Annotated in this window: 11 protein-coding genes and 1 pseudogene; 2 read left to right on the top strand and 10 right to left on the bottom strand. The window is 69.4% G+C overall.

Translation table 11 applies throughout. From position 1 onward, the window contains the following. Positions 1-32 precede the first annotated feature (32 nt). From OIB37_RS04965 to OIB37_RS04930, 8 genes and pseudogenes are all read right to left on the bottom strand, one after another. A complete protein-coding gene (locus OIB37_RS04965; protein WP_330456287.1) occupies positions 33-179 on the bottom strand; it encodes a hypothetical protein in 147 nt (48 codons plus the stop codon). Between the two features lie 8 nt (positions 180-187). Next, on the bottom strand, positions 188-2,065 hold the full coding sequence (locus OIB37_RS04960) for a hypothetical protein (RefSeq protein ID WP_330456286.1): 1,878 nt from the start codon (positions 2,063-2,065) through the stop codon (positions 188-190). A gap of 276 nt (positions 2,066-2,341) precedes the next feature. Then, entirely contained in the window at positions 2,342-3,613 is a 1,272-nt protein-coding gene (locus OIB37_RS04955; protein WP_330456285.1) for a TIGR02679 family protein, read from the bottom strand. Beyond that, positions 3,610-7,848 (bottom strand): TIGR02680 family protein, encoded by a 4,239-nt coding sequence (locus OIB37_RS04950; protein WP_330456284.1) that lies wholly within the window; start codon positions 7,846-7,848, stop codon positions 3,610-3,612. The genes OIB37_RS04955 and OIB37_RS04950 overlap by 4 nt, the downstream gene beginning before the upstream one ends. Further along, positions 7,845-9,170 (bottom strand): TIGR02678 family protein, encoded by a 1,326-nt coding sequence (locus OIB37_RS04945; RefSeq protein WP_330456283.1) that lies wholly within the window; start codon positions 9,168-9,170, stop codon positions 7,845-7,847. The genes OIB37_RS04950 and OIB37_RS04945 overlap by 4 nt, the downstream gene beginning before the upstream one ends. Then, positions 9,167-10,807 (bottom strand): TIGR02677 family protein, encoded by a 1,641-nt coding sequence (locus OIB37_RS04940; protein WP_330456282.1) that lies wholly within the window; start codon positions 10,805-10,807, stop codon positions 9,167-9,169. The genes OIB37_RS04945 and OIB37_RS04940 overlap by 4 nt, the downstream gene beginning before the upstream one ends. Positions 10,808-10,980: 173 nt before the next feature. Continuing rightward, positions 10,981-11,481, bottom strand: a pseudogene (locus tag OIB37_RS04935) (phosphorothioated DNA-binding restriction endonuclease); the annotation flags it as partial. A 31-nt stretch (positions 11,482-11,512) separates the two neighbouring features. After that, on the bottom strand, positions 11,513-12,961 hold the full coding sequence (locus tag OIB37_RS04930) for a DUF4041 domain-containing protein (RefSeq protein ID WP_330456281.1): 1,449 nt from the start codon (positions 12,959-12,961) through the stop codon (positions 11,513-11,515). A gap of 622 nt (positions 12,962-13,583) precedes the next feature. On the opposite strand from OIB37_RS04930, the gene OIB37_RS04925 reads away from it, so the two are divergent. Then, complete coding sequence (locus OIB37_RS04925) at positions 13,584-14,426, top strand: PE-PGRS family protein (protein ID WP_330456280.1); 843 nt, start codon at positions 13,584-13,586, stop codon at positions 14,424-14,426. On the opposite strand, the gene OIB37_RS04920 is transcribed toward OIB37_RS04925, so the two are convergent. Beyond that, positions 14,356-15,609 carry a hypothetical protein gene (locus OIB37_RS04920; protein WP_330456279.1) on the bottom strand — a complete coding sequence of 418 codons (1,254 nt, stop codon included), beginning with the start codon at positions 15,607-15,609 and terminating at the stop codon, positions 14,356-14,358. The genes OIB37_RS04925 and OIB37_RS04920 overlap by 71 nt on opposite strands. Positions 15,610-16,530: 921 nt before the next feature. Further along, positions 16,531-17,355, bottom strand: a complete 825-nt coding sequence (locus OIB37_RS04915) for an alpha/beta fold hydrolase (RefSeq protein WP_330456278.1) — start codon at positions 17,353-17,355, stop codon at positions 16,531-16,533. A 117-nt stretch (positions 17,356-17,472) separates the two neighbouring features. Here OIB37_RS04915 and OIB37_RS04910 point away from each other — a divergent pair, with 117 nt between their 5' ends. After that, positions 17,473-18,072: a TetR/AcrR family transcriptional regulator gene (locus OIB37_RS04910; RefSeq protein WP_330456277.1), complete on the top strand. Its 600-nt coding sequence runs from the start codon at positions 17,473-17,475 to the stop codon at positions 18,070-18,072. Positions 18,073-18,119: the final 47 nt, after the last annotated feature.

Below are 18,119 nucleotides of genomic sequence, written 5' to 3'. Positions count from 1 at the left end.
TTACCTGTTCAGAGAGTCGGGCTGTCGTGGTCTCAGGTGGCCTCGAAGGGGCTCGGGGAGCGGGTCGGCTCCCAGATGGCTCCCGAGGAGCCACTCGTCCGGACCCCGCCGTTGACGTTCTCCATATACGTGGCGAGGCATTCGGGGATCATGCCCACGAGACTGAGGCCGATCGACATGGCTGCTGTCATCGTCCCGGCGGAGGCGTCGGCCACGCGGTCCCTTTGACTGCCGCGTCGAGGAGGTCGCCGAGCCGATGCCAGGCGCCCGGGCCGGCGTGCGACATGGGACTCGCCGCGAACCGCTGCCACGCCGCGTCACTGTCGCCGAGGGCCTCGGTGACGTAGGCGGCGACTGCGGGATGTGTGGTGTCGTAGTGCGGGCCGCGGGCCTTCAGCGCTGACCAGGCAGGCAGCAGCCGGAGCAACTCCGCAGGACACTCGGGCCGGGCCAGCATGATCTCGGCCCAGCTCCCACGAAGGTCTGGTCCGCCGCCCAGGCGCCTGCGCAGGTGCAGCGTGAGATCGAGCAGGGTCTGCTGTGGGGCGGAGTGGCGGGCCAGCACGTCGTCAAAGGTGAGGGACTTCCGGTAGGAGCGGGCGGCGAAGGAGAGCAGGGCCTCCTCGACGAGCGTGTCGTTGCCCGTGTGCCGGTCGAGGTAGGCGACGAGAACGTTCTCGTCGGCGTCCGCCAGCTTCTTGAAACCGATGCCCTGCGGGTCGCCGAGGGAGGCCGTGCGTCGGCCCGGCAAGGCGGGGACGGGATCGGTGATGAGCGGCATGATGGTGGCGATCAGTTCATTGGCCCGTCGGTTCTCCTCCCACGCGGAATGGCCGGAGGAGGAGTAGCCGTGCGCACCGGACCGGGCGGACAGAGCCCGCCGGGTTTCCTGCACCATGAGACGTGCTTTCTGCCGCGCCTCGTCCGGGACTTCGGGGAGATGCGCGAGGAGTGCGTGCAACCAGCCGAGATCACGCACGACCGGATAGCGCGAATCGGGGTCCGGCTCCCAGAGGCTCAAGGCAGTAAGGGAGATGGTCGCGAACCGGGTGCCGAGGGCGGCGACGAGTTCTTCGGACGCCAGCCATTCCCGGGGCCGTCCGAGACGCCGGGCCTCGCTGGGGTTGAGGAGGAACCGCCAGGTTTGCCTGCTTGCGCGCTCCACCCAGGCGACAGCAGAGCGGCAGGCCATGGTCTGGAGGTACCCGGACTGCATCTCCTCGTCGAGGAATCGCTCCACGTAGTCCCGCTCTTCCTGGGACGCAGCCGCCAGCTCCTCGGCGTAGCGCTCCCGTGCCTGCGCGGGCGTCAGCCCGTCCCGGCAGGACCGGGAGATCCGGGTGAGGAGGACCGCTCGACCGAAGTACTCCAGGTCGTGTGCGGCGACTTCCTCCAACAAGGCCGGTTCGACGTGCCACGGCAAGGAGCCCAGCAGGTGCTCGCGCACCACGCGATCGGCGGCGGGGTGCCGCGCGGACCAGGCCAGCAGGGGGCGGTGATGCTCCGTCTGCGCCCGGAGGATGCCGGACCACATGTTGTCCCAAGCGTCGGATGCGGCACGGTGGCGCTCCAGCCACGCCTCAACGTCTTCTTCGCCGTCATGCTTGTCCGGCCCGAATGGGAGGCAGTCGAGGGCTGCGACGAATACGTCCTCGTGCAGGCCGTGTTCACCGAGTACGAGCTGGGCGGGTGTCGGAGCCGTCAGCAGCTCGGGGGTGATGCTCAGGCCCGTTGCCGAGCGGCGGTGGAGCTCAGCAACGACGGCGCGGATGAGCGCTGCCCCACCGTCTCTCCGGCCAAGCACACCGAGTCGCGCCTCAGCGTACTCCCGCAGAAACCGCACCCTGTGTGCGTCCGGGCAGGCGGGGTGCGACAGGGCGACGCGGGTCAACTCCATTCCGTCGGTCGTCATGTACGGCTGCGATTCGCGATTCAGATCGCTCTCCACCGCCGTGGCCAACAGCCACTCGGGTGCCGACTGCGCGAGCGGTCCCGTGAGCAGGGCCATGAGCAGGCCGTCCCGGTCCGTGCCCTGGGGTGCCGTGCGTATCGCCTCGACAGCCATGCGCGTGGGCGGGGAGTCGTCGGACGCCTGTGCGATGACCGTACGCAGGAAACCGAAAGGTAGGGACGTACGTGATTCCGCCGCGGCCATCGGGCTCCAATCTCCGACACCGCACCCCTGGCCTCTGATCGGACCCACCCGGGCGCGGTGATGTACCAGGTGTGGGCGTCAATCATGTCGAAAGGGACTGACAGTGCGAGCGGTTAAGGACATACGGGTCTGGAGGGGGCTTGCGGAGCAGATTGGCTCCCGGAGTTCAGCACGGCGCCAATGTCTCTACGCCTGGCGTGACAGGTCGTCCACCAGGAGCTCGAGGGTCGCCTCCTCGTGGAGCGCGACGCCGAGGGCGGTCATGGCAGGGGCGAGATCCGGGTCCCAGTCCGCGCTGACCGGACGGCCGTCGAGCGCCAGTTGAGGTATGCCTTCAGCCTGGCTGCGAGCGGCCAGATGCTCGTAATCCGCCGTGCCCATACGCCACGGCACGGCGTCGTAGCGGCGGATGACCCGGTTGGCCAGAGCGATCCCTGGCCAGTCGAAGTCGCCGTGGTAGGTGAAGCGACAGCCTGTGGCGGCGAGGGCGTCGAGAAGCCTGAAGACCACCGTGGCGGCGCTGCCGGACGTGCACACGAGGGGCCGGACGCAGGCCGCGTCTGCCGCGGCTTCTACCACGCGCGGATTCTCACAGATGTGGATGAGCGTTCCGGCGGGCAGTTGCAGCCGAAGGTCATGCAGGTCGCGTGGTGTGACGTGGGCTTCGGCGTGATGCTCGGCCCGCTCCCGCAGGGCGCGCTCCCGCCAGCCCTCGCCGTCGGGTCGCAGTCCGTACGCCAGCACCGTGCTGGAGACCTCGTCCGGGGTGACGGAGACCAGCCGCCACAGAGCGCGTCGACCGGCCGCGTCGTCGGGGAACTCGGTGCCATGGGCGAGGGCGACACCCCGTTGGACGAGGCGTGCGAGCCAGGTGCCGTCGTCCAGGCCGTGCGCGGAGCCGGTCGCCATTGCGGCGAGTTCACCTCGGCCGCGTGCACCGCCCCGCTCGGGTCCGAGGAGGGTAGTGAGGATCTGGACCGCCTGCTGAAGTGTCCACACCGCCGCTTCAGGCGTCACTCCTCGCGGAACGCCGGCCCGCCGCAACAGGTCGTACCACTGCCGGGGCCATTCCTGATCGGCTAGCGGGGAGGCGTCCAGTGACGAAGAGAGGGACGACCACACTTGCTCCCGCCGTGCCGTTGCATTCGCGCGGGCGGCACGACGGTCGGTGAGGGGCGGGCCGAGTTCCTCCAGGGTTTGCCTGAGTCCGAGTCCGGCGGCCGAAGCGCGAAGTCGTGCGTCGAGCACGTCGAGCTGTACCGTCACGGCGGCACCGGTGAGGGGTTTGCCCAGCAGGAGTGACAGGTCGTTGCGTTCTTGGGGGTTCATCGCGGTGAGCCGGAGGGAGCCGGTGGCCTGTACGCCGTTGCTCTCCAGGCGTTTGCGTACGCTCTCCCAGAGCCGGGTGAGCCCGGGGCCCGTCAGCCATTCGCGCGTTGCGGAGGGCAGCCCGCTCATACGGACACCAGACGCCGGTGCCGACCGTTCCAGGTGTAGTGCAGGGTGGCCACCCCCCGTACGTGGGGATCACGGAGGCACTCGTAGATGTGCAGAGACGGAACCTCGGGCCAGTTGCCCATGAGCCGCTCGCTGGTGAGGACGAAGTCGAGATCGAGGTCGACGAGGATACGGCCCAGCCGCCCATGGGTGGGTTCGTCGACCTTCGCGAAGGCGTCGTCCAGGAGGATCAGCCGTGGCGCGTGCGGTGCCGACTCGGCGAGGCTGGTGAAGTGGGCGGCGGCTGCGGCGAAGAGCACGAGGTAGGAGAGCACCCGTTGTTCGCCCTGGCTGAGCCCGGTCCGGCCGGTCAGCTTCCTACGGCGGCCCGGAGCCGCGTCCTCGACCACGAAGGTGTGGAAGCGGAACCAGTCGCGGTAGTCCAGCGCGGTCCGAAGATGGGCGGCGTAACCGGCTGAAGGATCGGCCCGTCGGGCGTCCTCGATCCGGCGTTGCAGGACTTCGCGGAGCTGCTCGGTTTCCTCGCGCGTCCGGAGGCTCGACGGACTGCGCAGCAGATCCACGGCTGCCCGGACGTCCGCGTCCACGTCTTCGTCCAGCTTCCACAGCAGCTCGACGCCGAGACCGTGGGAGGTGCGCACGGTCCGCAGGGTGTCGTTGAGAGCCGCGACCAGGTTCGCCGCGGTGATGACCTGTGTCGAGAGATGGTCGCCGAGCTCGCCGGTCAGGAACCGCTGGAACACCTCGCGTTCGCGTTCGGTGAGTCGTCCTCGGGCCTCCGCGGCCTGGACTGCGATCCGCTCGCCCACGGCCGCGACGTCATGAGACCCGTGGTCGTCGACCAGGCGGCACACCTTGATCCCGTTGCGTTCCTCCAGCTGTGCGTCGTATCCGCCGGCCAGTTGGTCTCGCAGCGCGGTGTGCCGGATGAGCAGGGCGCTGTCCGACACCTCGCCCCTCGGGCGGCCGAGGGCCTGTTCCACGGCGTCGGCGAGGGCCCGCAGCGCTCGCAGACGGCTGCGGACGTCCACGCTCGGATCATCCGACACGTACTCGGGCAGCGAGGACCGATCAAGGCCGGCGCCGAGCACCACCTCCGGTCGGCCGAGAGCACCGCGAAGAGCGCTGCCGGTGTCGATGACCTCCGTCTCCTGGTCCGCCAGGGTCCCGCGCAGACGCTTCTCGTCCTCTTCCGCCCGCACGCGCAGGTCGTGGAGGTCGTCGCGGGCTCGTTGCGCCCCAGGCAAGGCGCGGACGGCGCTCGCAATGCGCTGCTTGGTCTCTTGCTCGCGGGTGAGGATTTCCTCCTCGGACGACCCGATGGCCTCCTCGCGGGTCCGCAGGTCCTGCTCCGCGGTGCGCAGTCCGTTGAGATGAATCCGGTAGCTCTCCTCCGCGGCCAGGCGATCCTCACGGGCACGCTCGTACCGTTCGGCATCCGTCTGATTCGCGCCGAGCCGCTCGCCCGTGCCGCCGACTGCCCTGCGTAGATGTCCCACACCGCTGAGCAGGGCAGCCAGTGCGGTGCGTACGCGGTCCAATGCGTCAGGGTCGCCGGGCAGGTCGTGGGCGGTCGCGGTGGCGTCCGCCTCGGCACGCGCCGACACCGCGAGAGCGCGGGCCTCCTCGGCCTGCCGTGCCGCCCGGGTCGCCTTGACGGTCAGGTCACGCAGGGTCTTGTCGGCTGATTCGGCCCTGCTCCATGCGTTCGCGAGATTTTGCGCCCGGGGGAAGTCCCGTTCCGCGAGTGTGAGTGCCCGACGCATGGCATCGGTTACGGCGAGTTCCTCGCGGACGCCAGCCAGCCGCTGTTCCGTCAGCGCGATCCGCTCCTCCAGCTCGGCGAGGATGCGCCGCCGGGTCTCGGCGCGTACGGCGGCCCCCACGTACTCGGTGTCGCCCTTGTCGTGACGCCCGCTGAGCACGCCCAGACGCCAACTGCCGTCGTAGTACACCGCGTTGTGTGTGGCGGTCTGTGCTGCCGGTGTGAGCGCGATAGCGGCCAGCAGACCCTCCACGCGCTCGGACGTCACACCGCACCCCGGTTCAGGGGCCGGGCGCAGGGCCGAAGCGAGAGTCGGTCCGTCGGACAGAGCGGGACCGGGCTGGAGGAGGGTGTCCCGGGTGCGAGGGTCGAGAAGGACGCCGTCCGCGCCTACCCACGCGTCCAGGATTCCGCTCGCTTCCAGCGCCCCTTCGAGACCGGCCCGGTCGACCGGTGCCAGGTCGTCCGCGAAGTCCACGAGCCGGTAGAAGGGGGCTCCGCTGCCCAACCTCCTCTCGGCGACGCGATGGTGCGGGGCCGACGGCTCAGGGTCGGTACGTTGCTCCCAGTCCCGCTTCTGCTCCGTCAGGCGGTCGAGTTCCTCATCGAGTCGGCCGACGCCGAGCGCCAGTGCGTCCCGGCGTCTGGTGAGTTCTTCGCCGTACGGTTCGAGCGCGGCCTGAGCGGTTCGCCACGCCTGGCTGTCGATGTCGGGCGGCAGCGTGCGGTCCGCGAACGGTGCGTCGGTGGAGGTCTCGTGGCCGACCGTGGCATGGACGGCGTCCAGCGGCGGGCAGTCGGGCCCCAGCACGGTCCGCGTGTGCGCTGTCCACTCGGCGACACTGCCCGCATAGATGCTGCTCTCCTCGGCCACGTTCTGGCGGCTGAGGTCAAGACGGCCGGCGGCCTCTTCCGCCTCGCCCTCCAGCCGTTCCCGCTCGGCATCGGCCTGAGCCGCTCCGGCGCGGGCCGCATCCGCCCGTGAGATGAGGCGGTTAACTTCCTGGACCATCCGGGCCCGGTTTTTCGCGACCCTCTCGGCGTCCTCCAGCTGGTGCTGCCAGGACCGCAGTGCTTCCCGCGTGGTGGCTGTGTCCGCGCGGGCTGCCGACCGATGCCGTACGGTGCGCGTCCCCCCATCTGGAGTCGTCGACTCCGTCTCGGTGGACTGGGACAGAACGGTGCGTGACAGAGCCACCGCCTCGCCGAGATGGCCGGTGGGGAGCCCGGCTTTCTCCGCCTGCGTCAGCAGCTCGCGGTGTTCGGTTCCAAGCTCGGCCAGCCGACTCCCTAGGTGTTCGACCCCTTCGGCCAGCCGCTCCGCCGTACTCTCCTCCGCGTCATGTGCGTTGTGCAGGGTGGTGAAGGCGGCCTCGGCGGCGGTGTGCAGCGCCTCCACCGTGCCGCGGCGTTCCGACAGTTCGCGCAGGCTGCGGTAGGCGTGACTGGCGTGCAGGGCGGCCAGGTCGGTCCGGGCTGCCTGTTCCTCCTCGCGCAGGGTCTCCAGCCGGCCCTCCGACTCCTCCTCCTGCGTCCGCAGGTCGCTCGTCCGCTGTGCGGCGTCTCCGGCCGCCCGGCGCCGCTGCGTGAGGACGCCCAGCTCGTGGCTGACTCGCTGCGCGGAGGTACGCAGGACTCCGGCCAGGTAGCCGCGGTAACTGGTGAGGAACGTGCGCAGTGCCGTGTCGGTGCGTTCCAGGCGGCCGAGTTCGTCGCGTACGGCGTCGAGGTCGTGGAGGTTGCGTGCCACCTTCTCGACCACGTCCTCGTCGAGCCCCGGCAGGGTCTCGCTCAGCAGGGAGGCCAGGCCCCCGTGCTCGATGCGGTCCCCGACCGTGGGGCGCCGCAGCCGGTGGAGGAGCTGGGTGAGGTTGCGGTAGCGCGTCGCGTCGGTGATGCCGAACAGGTCTCGGGCTACCCGGGAGCGGTGCATGACGGCACGCTCGGTCGTGTTGTCGGAGCCGACGAGCTCCTTGAGTCGGTCGACCGGCAGCGGCTTTCCGCCTTCGACCAGGTGCAGGTCCTCGCCGATCCGTAGCGGAGTGACGAAGAACGTCGGCAGCGCCTTCTGCGTCGACTTCGAGGCACGGATGGCGACACCGAGCGTCAGGAAACGGTGGCCGCCGTCTTCGGCCGTGCCCTGGAACTCCACCCACAGGTACCCGAGACGATTGGTCTGCTCGAACCCGTCCAGCATCAGCCAGGGGAGCGTGGTGCGGCCGGTGCCGGTCGCGTCCAGCGCCCGGGAGTCGCCGTCCAGAAGATATGGGAGCAGCATCTCCAGGGCCTTGGACTTGCCCGCGCCGTTCTTGCCGCGCAGGAGCAGCCGTCCGTCGCCGAAGGAGAACTCCTGAGCGTCGTACTGCCAGACGTTCTGGATGCCTGCCCGGTGCAGTCGGAAGCGGGTGCCGGTGGTCGTCGCGGGGCCGGAACGCGGCAGCGGAACGAGGCCACGCGCGTCGGTGGTCATAGCGGCAACTCCTCTTGCACATCGGTTCCTTGGCGAGCTTTGGCAGCCGGTCGCACGGTCACGAGGGTGGCGTAGCGCGCCGCCGCGGCCAGCAGCACCCAGCCCTCGCCGCCGGGCCGTGCGCCATGGACATCGGTCACCGTGCGTCCTTCCGGCGCCTCTTCGGCGTATCCCTCCGGCAGACCTTCTCCCTCGGCGCGCAGTCGCCCGGTGCGGGTCATCAGCCGCATGCGGACCAGCAAGTCCAGCACGGCCTCTCGCAGGGAGGGAAGGTCCTCCAGATAGCCGCGTTGCCAGTTGCTGCGCTGCCCGTACTCGGCGATGAGCTCGGCGAGCACCTCGTCCACCAGGCCGTCCGGGACGGCCACCCCGATGACGAGCGTCCCGCCGGTCGCCGGATGCCCCGGTTCCTGCGGCCGAAGCCGTTCCACGAGCCGTTCCACCAACAGCAGCGCGGCCTGTGCGATGGTCCCGGTGCCCGGCAGGTGCAGATCCGTCAACTCCTCCTCGGGGTCAACCAGCGCCACGCCCTCGGCGCGGATCTCCATCTCCAGACCCAGGAGTTCGGAGAATGCCTGGGCTTCCCGGCGCTGCCGGGTGCGCAGCCAGTCGCGCTCGGCGTCGGTCAGCTCGTCGAGGTGGACGACAGGTGTCTCTACGAGCATCCGGCGCACGTAGGTGCGCGGCCCGCTGAACCCCGGGTCTGCTGCCCGTCGGACCAGGTCGGCGCCGTCCCGGGCCTGCGCGAGCGGGCCGGCGACGACCACGCGTGCCAGCTCCCGGTCCACCGTGATCAGGGCTTCTCCGCCCGCCTCCTGCGCGATCGCAGCCACCTGGCCCTCGGTCTCGACGAGGACGCCCCACTCGACGAGCCGGCGCAGTGCCGCTACCAGGGTCCGCTTCCCGGCCGCCCGGCCCGTCTCCCCCAGCTCGATCCCCGCGTCGGCGGCAGCGGCCCTGATGTCGGCGACCAGGTGCGACAGCAGCATCTGCTCGGGCGCGGTGACCAGCACGGACAGGGCCAGCGCGAGGCAGGCGTACGTGTGCGGGGTGAAGGGGGTGCCGGTGGAGCGTTCCAGGCGGTGACCCGATCTCGCCCCCAGCCCCGCCTTGAACAGCCGGGCGAAGGAGCTGTCGACCAGCAGGCGGTAGCCGAGCACCTGCTGGAACCGTTTGCCCAGCCAGTCGGCGTGCCGGCGGATCAGCGGGAAGAGGTCGGCATGCGGGCCGTCGGACGCGACCAGGGGGTGCGCGAGCAGCAGCCGGGCGGCGGTACGGCGTTCGGCCGCCAAGGCCACGTCGTGAGTCGAGGGAAGGGTCATGACACGCTCACCTCAGCCTCGCCGTCGACAACGCTTTCACCGTCGACCGCGGCGGCGATACGGCTGATGTCCAGCTCCAGGTCGTCCAGCAGCAGGTCACCGTCGGCCGAGTACAGCACCGTCCGCGCGCCCGCCGTCCGGAGCACGGTGAGCCGGATGCCCAGTTCGGCGTCCTCGCTGCGCGCCGAGTCGAGGCCGAAGCCCGCAGGCCCCTCCCCGTCCGTATCGGCGAGTCTCCTGAGCTGAGCGTTTCCGAGTGCCGTGGCCAGCAGTTCCAAGAGCAACCCGAGCGCCGCCGAGGTGAGCCGTACGTCGGCGAACCGGCCCGACGCGCTGCGCAGTTCGTCCGCCGCCGCTGCCCTGGCCGCCGCCTGCTGCCGGGCGGCCTCCCGTAGTCGCTCCTTCTGCGCGGAGTGGTCCTCCACCGCGGAGGCCCGGCCCCGCTGGGCACGGCTGCCCCTCTCCCGCAGGGCCACCGGCACTTCGACCACCGGACCGGTCCACCAGCTCGTGTAGGCGGGCACCACCTCGTCGGTCGCCGGGGGTATGCCCAGATGGCGGGCGCCGTACAGACCGAAAGCGGCGACGGCGATGTCGTGCGCGTCCTGCGGCGCCGCTTCCTCGAACCAGCGGGCCAGCCGCAGCAGATCCTTACGCCGGGACATCTCCCCGGTGGCCGACCGCAGCATCCGCTTGGCGTTGGCGAGCAGCGACTGCAACGCGCGCAGCGTGGCGTCCCGCAGCTGATCGACCTGGCTGCCCTGGCCGTCGGTGTCCCTGAACCAGCCGCGCAGGCCCTCCCAGTCCGCGAGCTCGCGGCCCCGGCTGCGCTGGACCCGGACCTCCGGGCGTCCTTCGCCCTGCGCCGACAGCCCGGTGAGCCCCTGGACGTGGGCGTCCAGCCGATCCAGCAGAGCCGGTATGTGTGGCCACAGGGTGTCCAGCGCGGCCGAGATCCGGGGCGCGCGGAACGCCACGTCCTCCGTGATCGCCTCGACGTAGTCCAGGAGCAGCTCCTTGAAGCCCTGGTACTCGGCGCTGTCCAGGTCGTAGCGGGACAACACCTGGCCGAGATAGGCGTAGAAGTCGCGTATGGAGTCCGCGAACTCGCTGAACTGCACGAACAGCGTGCTGATCCGCTCCAGCCCGTCCTGCGGCTGGATGCCCCCCGGCGCGGTCACGAGGCCGGCCAGCTCCCGCAGCCCGCGTTCGACCAGGGCCAGCAGTTCGTTGCTCACCTCGCGGGCGGCGTCGGCCTCGGCAAGGACCCCGTCGGCATCCCGCTGGATGCGTTCGCCCAGTTTCGACAGCTGGTAGCGCGAGCGAGAACGCTGGTACTCGCTGATGCTGGACGCCTTCACAGTGTGGCTGCTGCGCAGTAGGTTTCCCCAGGTCACCAGCTGTTCCAGCCGGACCGTGAGACTGTCGGCGTCGAGCCTTGCGGCGGAACCACCGCTCTGGCGTAGCTTCGCCATGATGTCCGGGACGGCAAGGTCCGCCAGCAGCGTTCCGCAGAAGACCCGCATGATCGCGAGGTGCTCCAGTCGCTCGGGCGCGCTGAGGTACGTGTACGCGTCCAGCCGCCGTCGCGCCCCCTCGCCGACGCCCTGACCTGCACCGGATGCTGATGCCCCCATGTCCGTGAGGTTACGCGGCGCAGCCGGGTGCCGCCGGCGAGTGGCCGAAAATGCCACGGACGTGTGCCAGGCCCCCTGAATGGATCCCTCGGCTTCTGCGCCGAGTGGCTTCCAGGAGAATGGGGTACGTTCCCCATGGGAAGCGATGCTGGGAAATGACGCGGCGCCGCCGACCGGTCCCGCTGCCGCCTGTCGGGCGCTTTCAGGGCGTCGGTCTCCGCCAGTTCCAGTTCCAGGCCCACCGTGTCGCGCAGGTCCTGGTGCAGCGACGCCGGGAAGTGCAGATCCAGCAGCACCCTGGCCATGCGGCCCAGCAGTGACGGTTCCCGCCGGAGCGCCACCTGGAGATCCGGGGCCAGCCGCCCAGTGGCCCGGCTTGCCCGCAGTTCCCGCACACCGGTGCCTGGGCTGCCGACGCCGTGCTCGGTCCGCACTTCCCACACCCCGTCGCTGACCAGATGGTGGAAGGGATAGGCGGGCGTGGTCCCGCGCGGCGGACCGTACTCCACCAGCAGTTGCTTCAGATCCGCCTCCACCGCGCTGTACGGCAACTCGTCCGCGGCATCCGCCTGAAAACGGCCCAGCGCGTACAGCAGCAGCAACGGCTTGTGCGGCGCCCGCACCCCGTCCCGGCTCCACTGCCTCAGTTTCGCGGCACGCTCCAGCCAATCCATGACCGTGATCGTAGTGATGCTCGGTCGCACATCATGCTGTCCGGGCTGCAACTCCTCCTGCGCCTGCGACGGGCGCACCGGCTTCGCCCATGCGTCTGCCGGCCCGCCATTCCAGCGCCTGGGGTTCCTCGGTGAACTCGATCAGATGCTGTCCGGCGAAACGTTGCAGCGCGTTGCGCACCTCCGCCGGGGTGGCATAGAAGAACTCCTTCCGGCTGTTGACCTGGTTGACCCGCTGCGAGGCGAACTGCCGGTGGAGTTCCGTCTCCAGGCCGACCGCGTCCTTGCTGAAGATCAACGCGTGTACATCGAAACGGAAGGGCACAGCCGCGCCACTCAACTCGTAGACACGCTCCAAAGGTTCGAGTCGACGCGTCATGCCGATCTTCACCATGCGATCGCCGAAGGCGCCGATGTTCGAGATGACGTACACATAGCCGGCGCGGACGTTCGCCGCGCGGGACTCGACGTCCTGTAGAGCGTTCTCGATCTCGGTCAGTTTGGCCTGCATCTCCGCCACAGCCGCCTCGTCACCGCGCTCGCGCAGGCGGTCAAGTGCTGTTTGATAGTGGCCGAGTTCCTTGTTCAGCTTCTCATGCTGCCGGTCGAGTTCCCGCTGGACCGCTGCCTCCTCACGCTCCCGGGCGCGTACCTCGCGTTGAGCCTCCTTCTCCTCTTCCTTCTTCTGCAGGAAGTCGGCGGTGAGTTCCAACTCCCGTACGCGCGCGTTGTGGTACTCGTCGGTGATCCGGATATGCATGGTGGCACCGAGCCGGGCGATTGTTTCGCGGCTCTTGTAGAGCCGGTCGACGAGGGAGCTCAGCCGGTGCGGCCGCATGGACCGCACGGCGTATTCGGCTTCGGCGTTGTAGGCGCGCAGCATGAGCTTGGAGAAGTCGCGGACCATCTTCTGGCCCTCACGTTTGGAGCCGTTGACCGTCCAGTCCGTGGCAGCCTGGACAGCGCGGCCCGCACGGGCGAGCGCCTTGATCTCGTTCTGCAGCGTGTCGAGCCGGCTTCGGTAGGCAATCGCGTCGTGCAGCGCATGCCGGTAGGCATAGATCCCGGCCTCCTGCAGCATGGCGGTCTCGTCGGCGTTGACGATCCGGTCCTGCAGTTCAGCTAGCCGCCGCTCGGCGTCGAAGACGTCCTTGCGGTGTCGGTCGGCCTCCTTGCGGACCCGCTCGGTCTCCTTCGCCGCCCGGCGCGCATCGCCGAGAATCTCCTTCGCCGTCTCACGGGCGTCCTTGAGGATCTCCTCGGCTTCCTCGGCGGCTTCGGCGGACGTCCGCTCACGCAGTGCAGCGGCCTCCGCTTCGACCTGCCGTACGAGGCCGGCGACCTGCGCGGCATCCAGCCCCTGTGTCCTTGCGATCCACGCCCGCAGTTCTTCGGCATCCGAACGCCGACGCCCGAACAGCCCTCCTTTTCGAGGCGCCGGCACCGCGGTCGTGCTCCCGGCGGCGGCCGTGGCCGGCACTGCAGAGGCTCCCGTGGCAGGGCCGACAGCGAGGGCGTCAGTGGTGGACTCGGCCTCAGGAACCCATAGCTGCCATCCCGCCGGCATCGGGGGCCACGAGGGGTCGGGCCGCCAGTCCGGCGGCGGCATCCATCCCGCGGGTGGCACAGGCCAACCCGGCGGCGGATTGAAACGGTAAGTAGTCATTCCCCACCCCCTCGCCACTGAGGCTCCCCAGCACACAGGGCGCCGGATATTCCCGGCAAACGTAGAGTGACATTTTCTTGGTGATCAGCCACTTGATCACCCGCATATTCCACCTCGTGACCATCCTGTGACTATGTGTGAGGGTCTCTCTGGAGGAGGGCCACGGGTTCCAGGTGGAACGCGACCAAGTCCCCGACCGGTGAACTCGTCGACGAGCCACTGAGTCTCGTACGTGGAGGGAGCGTCGTCCGGTGAGAAACGCTGCGAGGGACAGCGCGGATGGCCGGACGTGCCCCTGTGCCTCCTTGCGTCCCTGCCGGGAAGCTATTTCGCGCGATGCTTCGCAGAGCGGCGTCACCTTGGTGATGAGGAGCTTGCGCCTGTAGTTATGGCAAACGCCCAGTGATGGGTCCAACAGACCTGGCTCAATAGGTACATGGAGATTGGCGAGCGCTGGGCGTACCGCGCGAGGCCGAAGGATCTGGGTAGCGCGGTGCGCCAGGTGGAGGTCGTTCGAGTGGGCGGCCCTGGCAGGTCTGGCTGGATCCACGTGCGGTTCCTCGAAGGCGATGCCGCCGGCCTGCAGGAGTGGGTCAGTTCCGGCTCTCTCGTAGCACCGTGGGCGGATGTCGATACGTTCCGCGCGGACGACGCGGCGGAGTTGACACTGGTGGAGTCCTCTCGCCACGTCCGGGGCAGCACGGATTTTGAGGCCGCCCGCATGGTTCTCGGATTCGTTCGCCCAAAGAACAGGCTGCGCCTGCGCCGAACGGTGGCGGACGCAGGCGTTCTGGAGCTGAGCCGCCTCGACGAGACTGCACCGCTCATCGGCATGGACGCCGCCGAACTCCGCGGTGACACCATGGTGTTCGAGAACCGCCACGGCATGTGCCTGGCCGGGTGGCCGGTCACCGAGCGCATCGCCCGCCACTTGGCCGGCCGCCTCGCCGACGAGATCCTTCCGGAGGTGGACCGCAAGCAGCAGGACATCGAGCAGGAGCGTGCGCAGCCCTCCTGGTACTCCTACAGCCGGCGGGACGAGCGCAAGTTGGACGCGGAGGCGGCCGTCCTGCGAACCGTCCGGGCGTGGTGCGGCCAGGACAAGGCCGACCGCTACGACGAGTTGGTTGCCCTACGCGCCGAGGTCATCCGGCTCGGAGAGCTGGTCGAGAAGGCGGTCAAGGCCCTACGCGACCGCGGTCACGGCGTCATCGCCTCCACCATTGAGCGCGACCTTGGCGTCCATATCGCCAGCCTTGATCCTGACGTGCGTCGATGAGACCGCGCCACGGATCTGGATCCACCTTGGCCGGTGCCGGCTGTGTAGCGGGCTTCTTCTCCTTCTCCGGCCGGTGTGGGTGCCAGCCGTCGAGGAACGGCCGCAGTTGATCTCCCGTCGGCTCCGCATAGAAGTTGAGGGAAGCCAAGCCCTTGCCGCTGAGGGTGGGGTCGAGTCGGTCGGCCTCCGTCTTCCCCCAAGCCGACCACTCTCGCAGCCTCTCGGCTTCGAGGCTGTCTTCCGACGCCGCGGCGGCTTCATCCAGAGCGGCACAGAACGTCCGGATCTCCCCTGCCGCCTGCCACCGCTCAAGGGCCGTACCGAAGTGTTCGGCCCGTACTGCGTGAACCGCCTTGATCGAAGCCACGCTGACGGCGGCCTCCCACTCGCGCCGCTCGCGTTCCTCCCGCTCAGCTTCTAGGCGCCGATGCTCTGCCTCCTGCCGCTCCCGCTCCTCTCGCAGGCGCTGCTGCTCCGCCTCACGTTCCAGCCGAGCCCGCTCCTGCTCCTCCGCACGAGCCTTCAACGCCCGCAAGACGGAACCGATCTGATCCTCCAACGGCTTCTTGGCCGTGTCGGCCCATTCCTTCTTCCAGCCGTCGCTGTAGCCCGATTGCTGGCTGACCAGCAGCTCCAGTTCGCCGGACGGCTCGAACTTCTGGGCTGGGGTGACACGCTGCCAGTCGTACGTACGGCGGCCCGGCTGCTTGGGGACGTACCGGACCGGCTTCTGCCGTTCTCGGAAGCCGACCTCGTACGTCCTGCCGTGGACGGTGAGCAGCGGCCTCGGCTGCCTGCGCTTCTTCGACACCGCGATCTCGCCGTGGCGTGCGAGGGCTTCCTCGGCGAGGAGCCGGAGCAGCGAGAGCACCCGGGGGAGGGCCTCCTCCGAGATCTCGAAGGCGCTGTGGTCCGCGCTGACTGCGGCGATCACGTCCTCGACATCGGTGATCACACGGCTGCGCGCCAGCCGGATACGGTTCCACTCGGTCTCGTCTTCGCCGGTCACCCGGAGCAGGCCGAGGAAGAAGTCCCCCTTCGCCCGCCCGCTGTACTTCAGGCTGTATGCCTCGGGGGCACACTGCCGGGCCGCGTCGAACGCCCTGCGGTAGCGGGCTCGCTCCTGGTCGCTGGGGTTGGGGATCCGGAGGAACCGCCCAGCCTGCTGTACCTCCGCGATCAAGGCGGCTCCGATTTCCGCCGGCGACGGCTGTGGGGGCTTGGCGGCGCGCTGCGGCGCAGGCCTCGTCGGGGACGGGGCTGTAACTTGCTTCTGCGGGGGAGGGGCCAGTCGTGTCCGTTGGCCGGAGTCTGTTGACCGCTGCCTGCGCTGAGCTGTTTCAGGCCGGTCCGGGTGATGGCCGTGTTCCAGGTAGAAGCGCCCCGCGTCAGTGATCTCCGCCTGCCACTTCCCATCCTGCTTGGGCAGGGTGATCAGGCGCCGCTCCTTGAGCGCGCGGGCGGTGAGAGCGAACTCGGGGCTGTCCGACGTGACAGGGTCAGCTCCGTCCCCGATGCGGGTGAGGAGCGCGAGTTGCCGGTCATTTAACGGAGACCATCGGTGCATGTCGATCGTCGTACCGTCTGTTCTCTCCTCGGCACAAGCCGTGGGGTGACTCTTGCGGAGCGCACGGTGTACTCGAAGGCGGAGCACCTCTCGCTGGGAGCCGCTCCCCGAAGTCGGCTCCCAAAACAGGGCCGCAAAGCAAATCAGGCCCGGCGCTGATCTCTCAGCACTGGGCCTGACCTGGTGTTTCTCTGTCGGGGTGGCGGGATTTGAACCCACGACCTCTTGGTCCCGAATGAGGTTCGGTTGCCGACCATGCCGGTACGCATCGCGTCTGCGCTGGTCAGGGGCATGATTCCGGGTGGTCTCGTGTGGCGCCGGAAGGGGTTGGGGAGTGGTTCGGCTCCCGGATGGCTCCCGAGCGTCTGCCACTTGACGGGCCCGACCAGGGGTGCGGTTTCCTGCTGCTCTTCCTGGTCGAGGGCAGCGGTCCGAGGGGTGGCGGGGAGTTCGAGGCTGGGGAGGGGTGAAGGCGGCGGGGCGGCTGTGCGCGAGTGGCAGAGCTCGCCCCGGGGACCCGTCGGCGTCTCGGCGTGCTCAGTCGTGGTCGACCGAGGCCAGGAAGTCGCGGATCAAGGTGGTCAGGACCGCGGGCTGTTCGAGAGTGCTGCTGTGCCCTGAGCCCTGCACCACCTCCAGCCGGGCCCCGGCGATGGCGGCCGCGATGCGCTCCGCCCGGGCGGGCGGTGTGGCGACGTCGTCGGCGCCGACGACGACCAAGGTGGGCGCTGACACGCGGTCGAGCTCATCGTGGACAGGGGGCCGGTCGGCGACGCCGAACACGGCCTTGCGTATGCCTGCCCGGTCGCAGCGCCGCAGGCGTCGTACCCACTCGTCGATGACAGGCTTGCTCGTGGGGGAGGCGAGGAAGGTGGGGCCGAACATCATGGCCTTCACCTTCCCCAGGACCGGCCGGGCTCCGGTCAGCCGGTAGACGTTGGCCAGAAGGCGGTACTGGCCGAGCTTGGCGGGGTTTTCCTCGTCCGCGCTCGTGTCGAGCAGCGTGAGCGAGCGGAGCAGTTCTCCGTGGCGGGCCGCGATGCGCTGGCCGACGAAGCCGCCCATGGAGAGGCCGACGTAGTGGACGGGCCCGAGGCCGAGCCGTTCGATCAGGGCGACGGCGTCGCCGGTGAGGGTGTCCATGTCGTAGCCGGAGGGTGTCGCCGGCGTGTCGCCCTGGCCGCGCCAGTCCACCGTCACACACCGGTACTCGTGGCGGAGCGCCTCGACCTGCGGGTGGAACATCCAGCCGCTGAAGAGCAGTCCATGACCGAAGACGACGGCGGGGGCGTCGGGCTTTCCGGGGGGTGCCCCGGTGTCGGTGTAGGAGATCGATGCGCCGTTGACGTCGGCAGTGGGCACGTGCAGCTCCTTCACGGCGGAGGCGTCTTCGCCTGCGGGTGGCAGCTGAGCATAGGGATGCACTGAGCGATGCTCAATAGTCTTGTCGAGCATTGCTCAACAAGTTAGGGTCGCGCCATGACCGCCAAGTCCGTACCGACCCGCGTGCGACTGAAGCCCGAGGAGCGCCGGACGCAGCTGATCAACATCGGCCTGCGCCTGCTGGTGACCCGCCCCATCCACGAGATGTCGATCGACGAGGTGGCCGCCGAGGCGGGGATCTCCCGTGGTCTGCTCTTCCGCTACTTCCCGACCAAGCGGGATTACTACGTCGCGGTCGTACAGGCGGCCGCACGTCGGGTGCTGTCGCACGCCGAGGCTCCGGCGGAGGGTGCCGCGACGGAGCGGATGCGGGGTATCGTCGACGGCTTCGTGTCGTTCGTGCAGCGCCGGAAGGGCAACTACGTGGCGCTCGTACGGGCTGGCGCGGGCGGCGACGAACTGGTCCTGGAGGTCTTCGAGGACACCCGCAACACGCTCGTCGACCGTGTCCTGGAGGCGGCGGGCGTGACCGACCCCACGCCGCTGCTGCGGCTGGCTGTGCGCGGCTGGCTGGCCATGGCCGAGGAGATGGCCGTCGACGCCACCGACGAGGTGGTCACCACGGCCGACCTGGTCGAGCTGCTCGTGGGCAGCCTGGAGCGGGTCGTGGAGCAGTTCGCCGGCACACCTCACTGAGCGCCTGTCGGCCGTCGCGTAACAGACCCCTGTCGCAATTACTGAGC

Origin of the sequence: Streptomyces sp. NBC_00820 (genome assembly GCF_036347055.1) — a bacterium.
GTDB lineage: Bacteria > Actinomycetota > Actinomycetes > Streptomycetales > Streptomycetaceae > Streptomyces.
The sequence above is the reverse complement of the archived record's forward strand: the minus strand, read 5'-3'. Positions and strand labels throughout refer to the sequence as shown.

Excerpts from the sequence above, each read along its gene's own strand:
- OIB37_RS04965 (WP_330456287.1), bottom strand. The coding sequence starts at position 179 with ATGTCGATCGGCCTCAGTCTCGTGGGCATGATCCCCGAATGCCTCGCC.
- OIB37_RS04960 (WP_330456286.1), bottom strand. The coding sequence starts at position 2,065 with ATGGCTGTCGAGGCGATACGCACGGCACCCCAGGGCACGGACCGGGAC.
- OIB37_RS04955 (WP_330456285.1), bottom strand. The coding sequence starts at position 3,613 with ATGAGCGGGCTGCCCTCCGCAACGCGCGAATGGCTGACGGGCCCCGGG.
- OIB37_RS04950 (WP_330456284.1), bottom strand. The coding sequence starts at position 7,848 with ATGACCACCGACGCGCGTGGCCTCGTTCCGCTGCCGCGTTCCGGCCCC.
- OIB37_RS04945 (WP_330456283.1), bottom strand. The coding sequence starts at position 9,170 with ATGACCCTTCCCTCGACTCACGACGTGGCCTTGGCGGCCGAACGCCGT.
- OIB37_RS04940 (WP_330456282.1), bottom strand. The coding sequence starts at position 10,807 with ATGGGGGCATCAGCATCCGGTGCAGGTCAGGGCGTCGGCGAGGGGGCG.
- OIB37_RS04925 (WP_330456280.1), top strand. The coding sequence starts at position 13,584 with ATGGAGATTGGCGAGCGCTGGGCGTACCGCGCGAGGCCGAAGGATCTG.
- OIB37_RS04910 (WP_330456277.1), top strand. The coding sequence starts at position 17,473 with ATGACCGCCAAGTCCGTACCGACCCGCGTGCGACTGAAGCCCGAGGAG.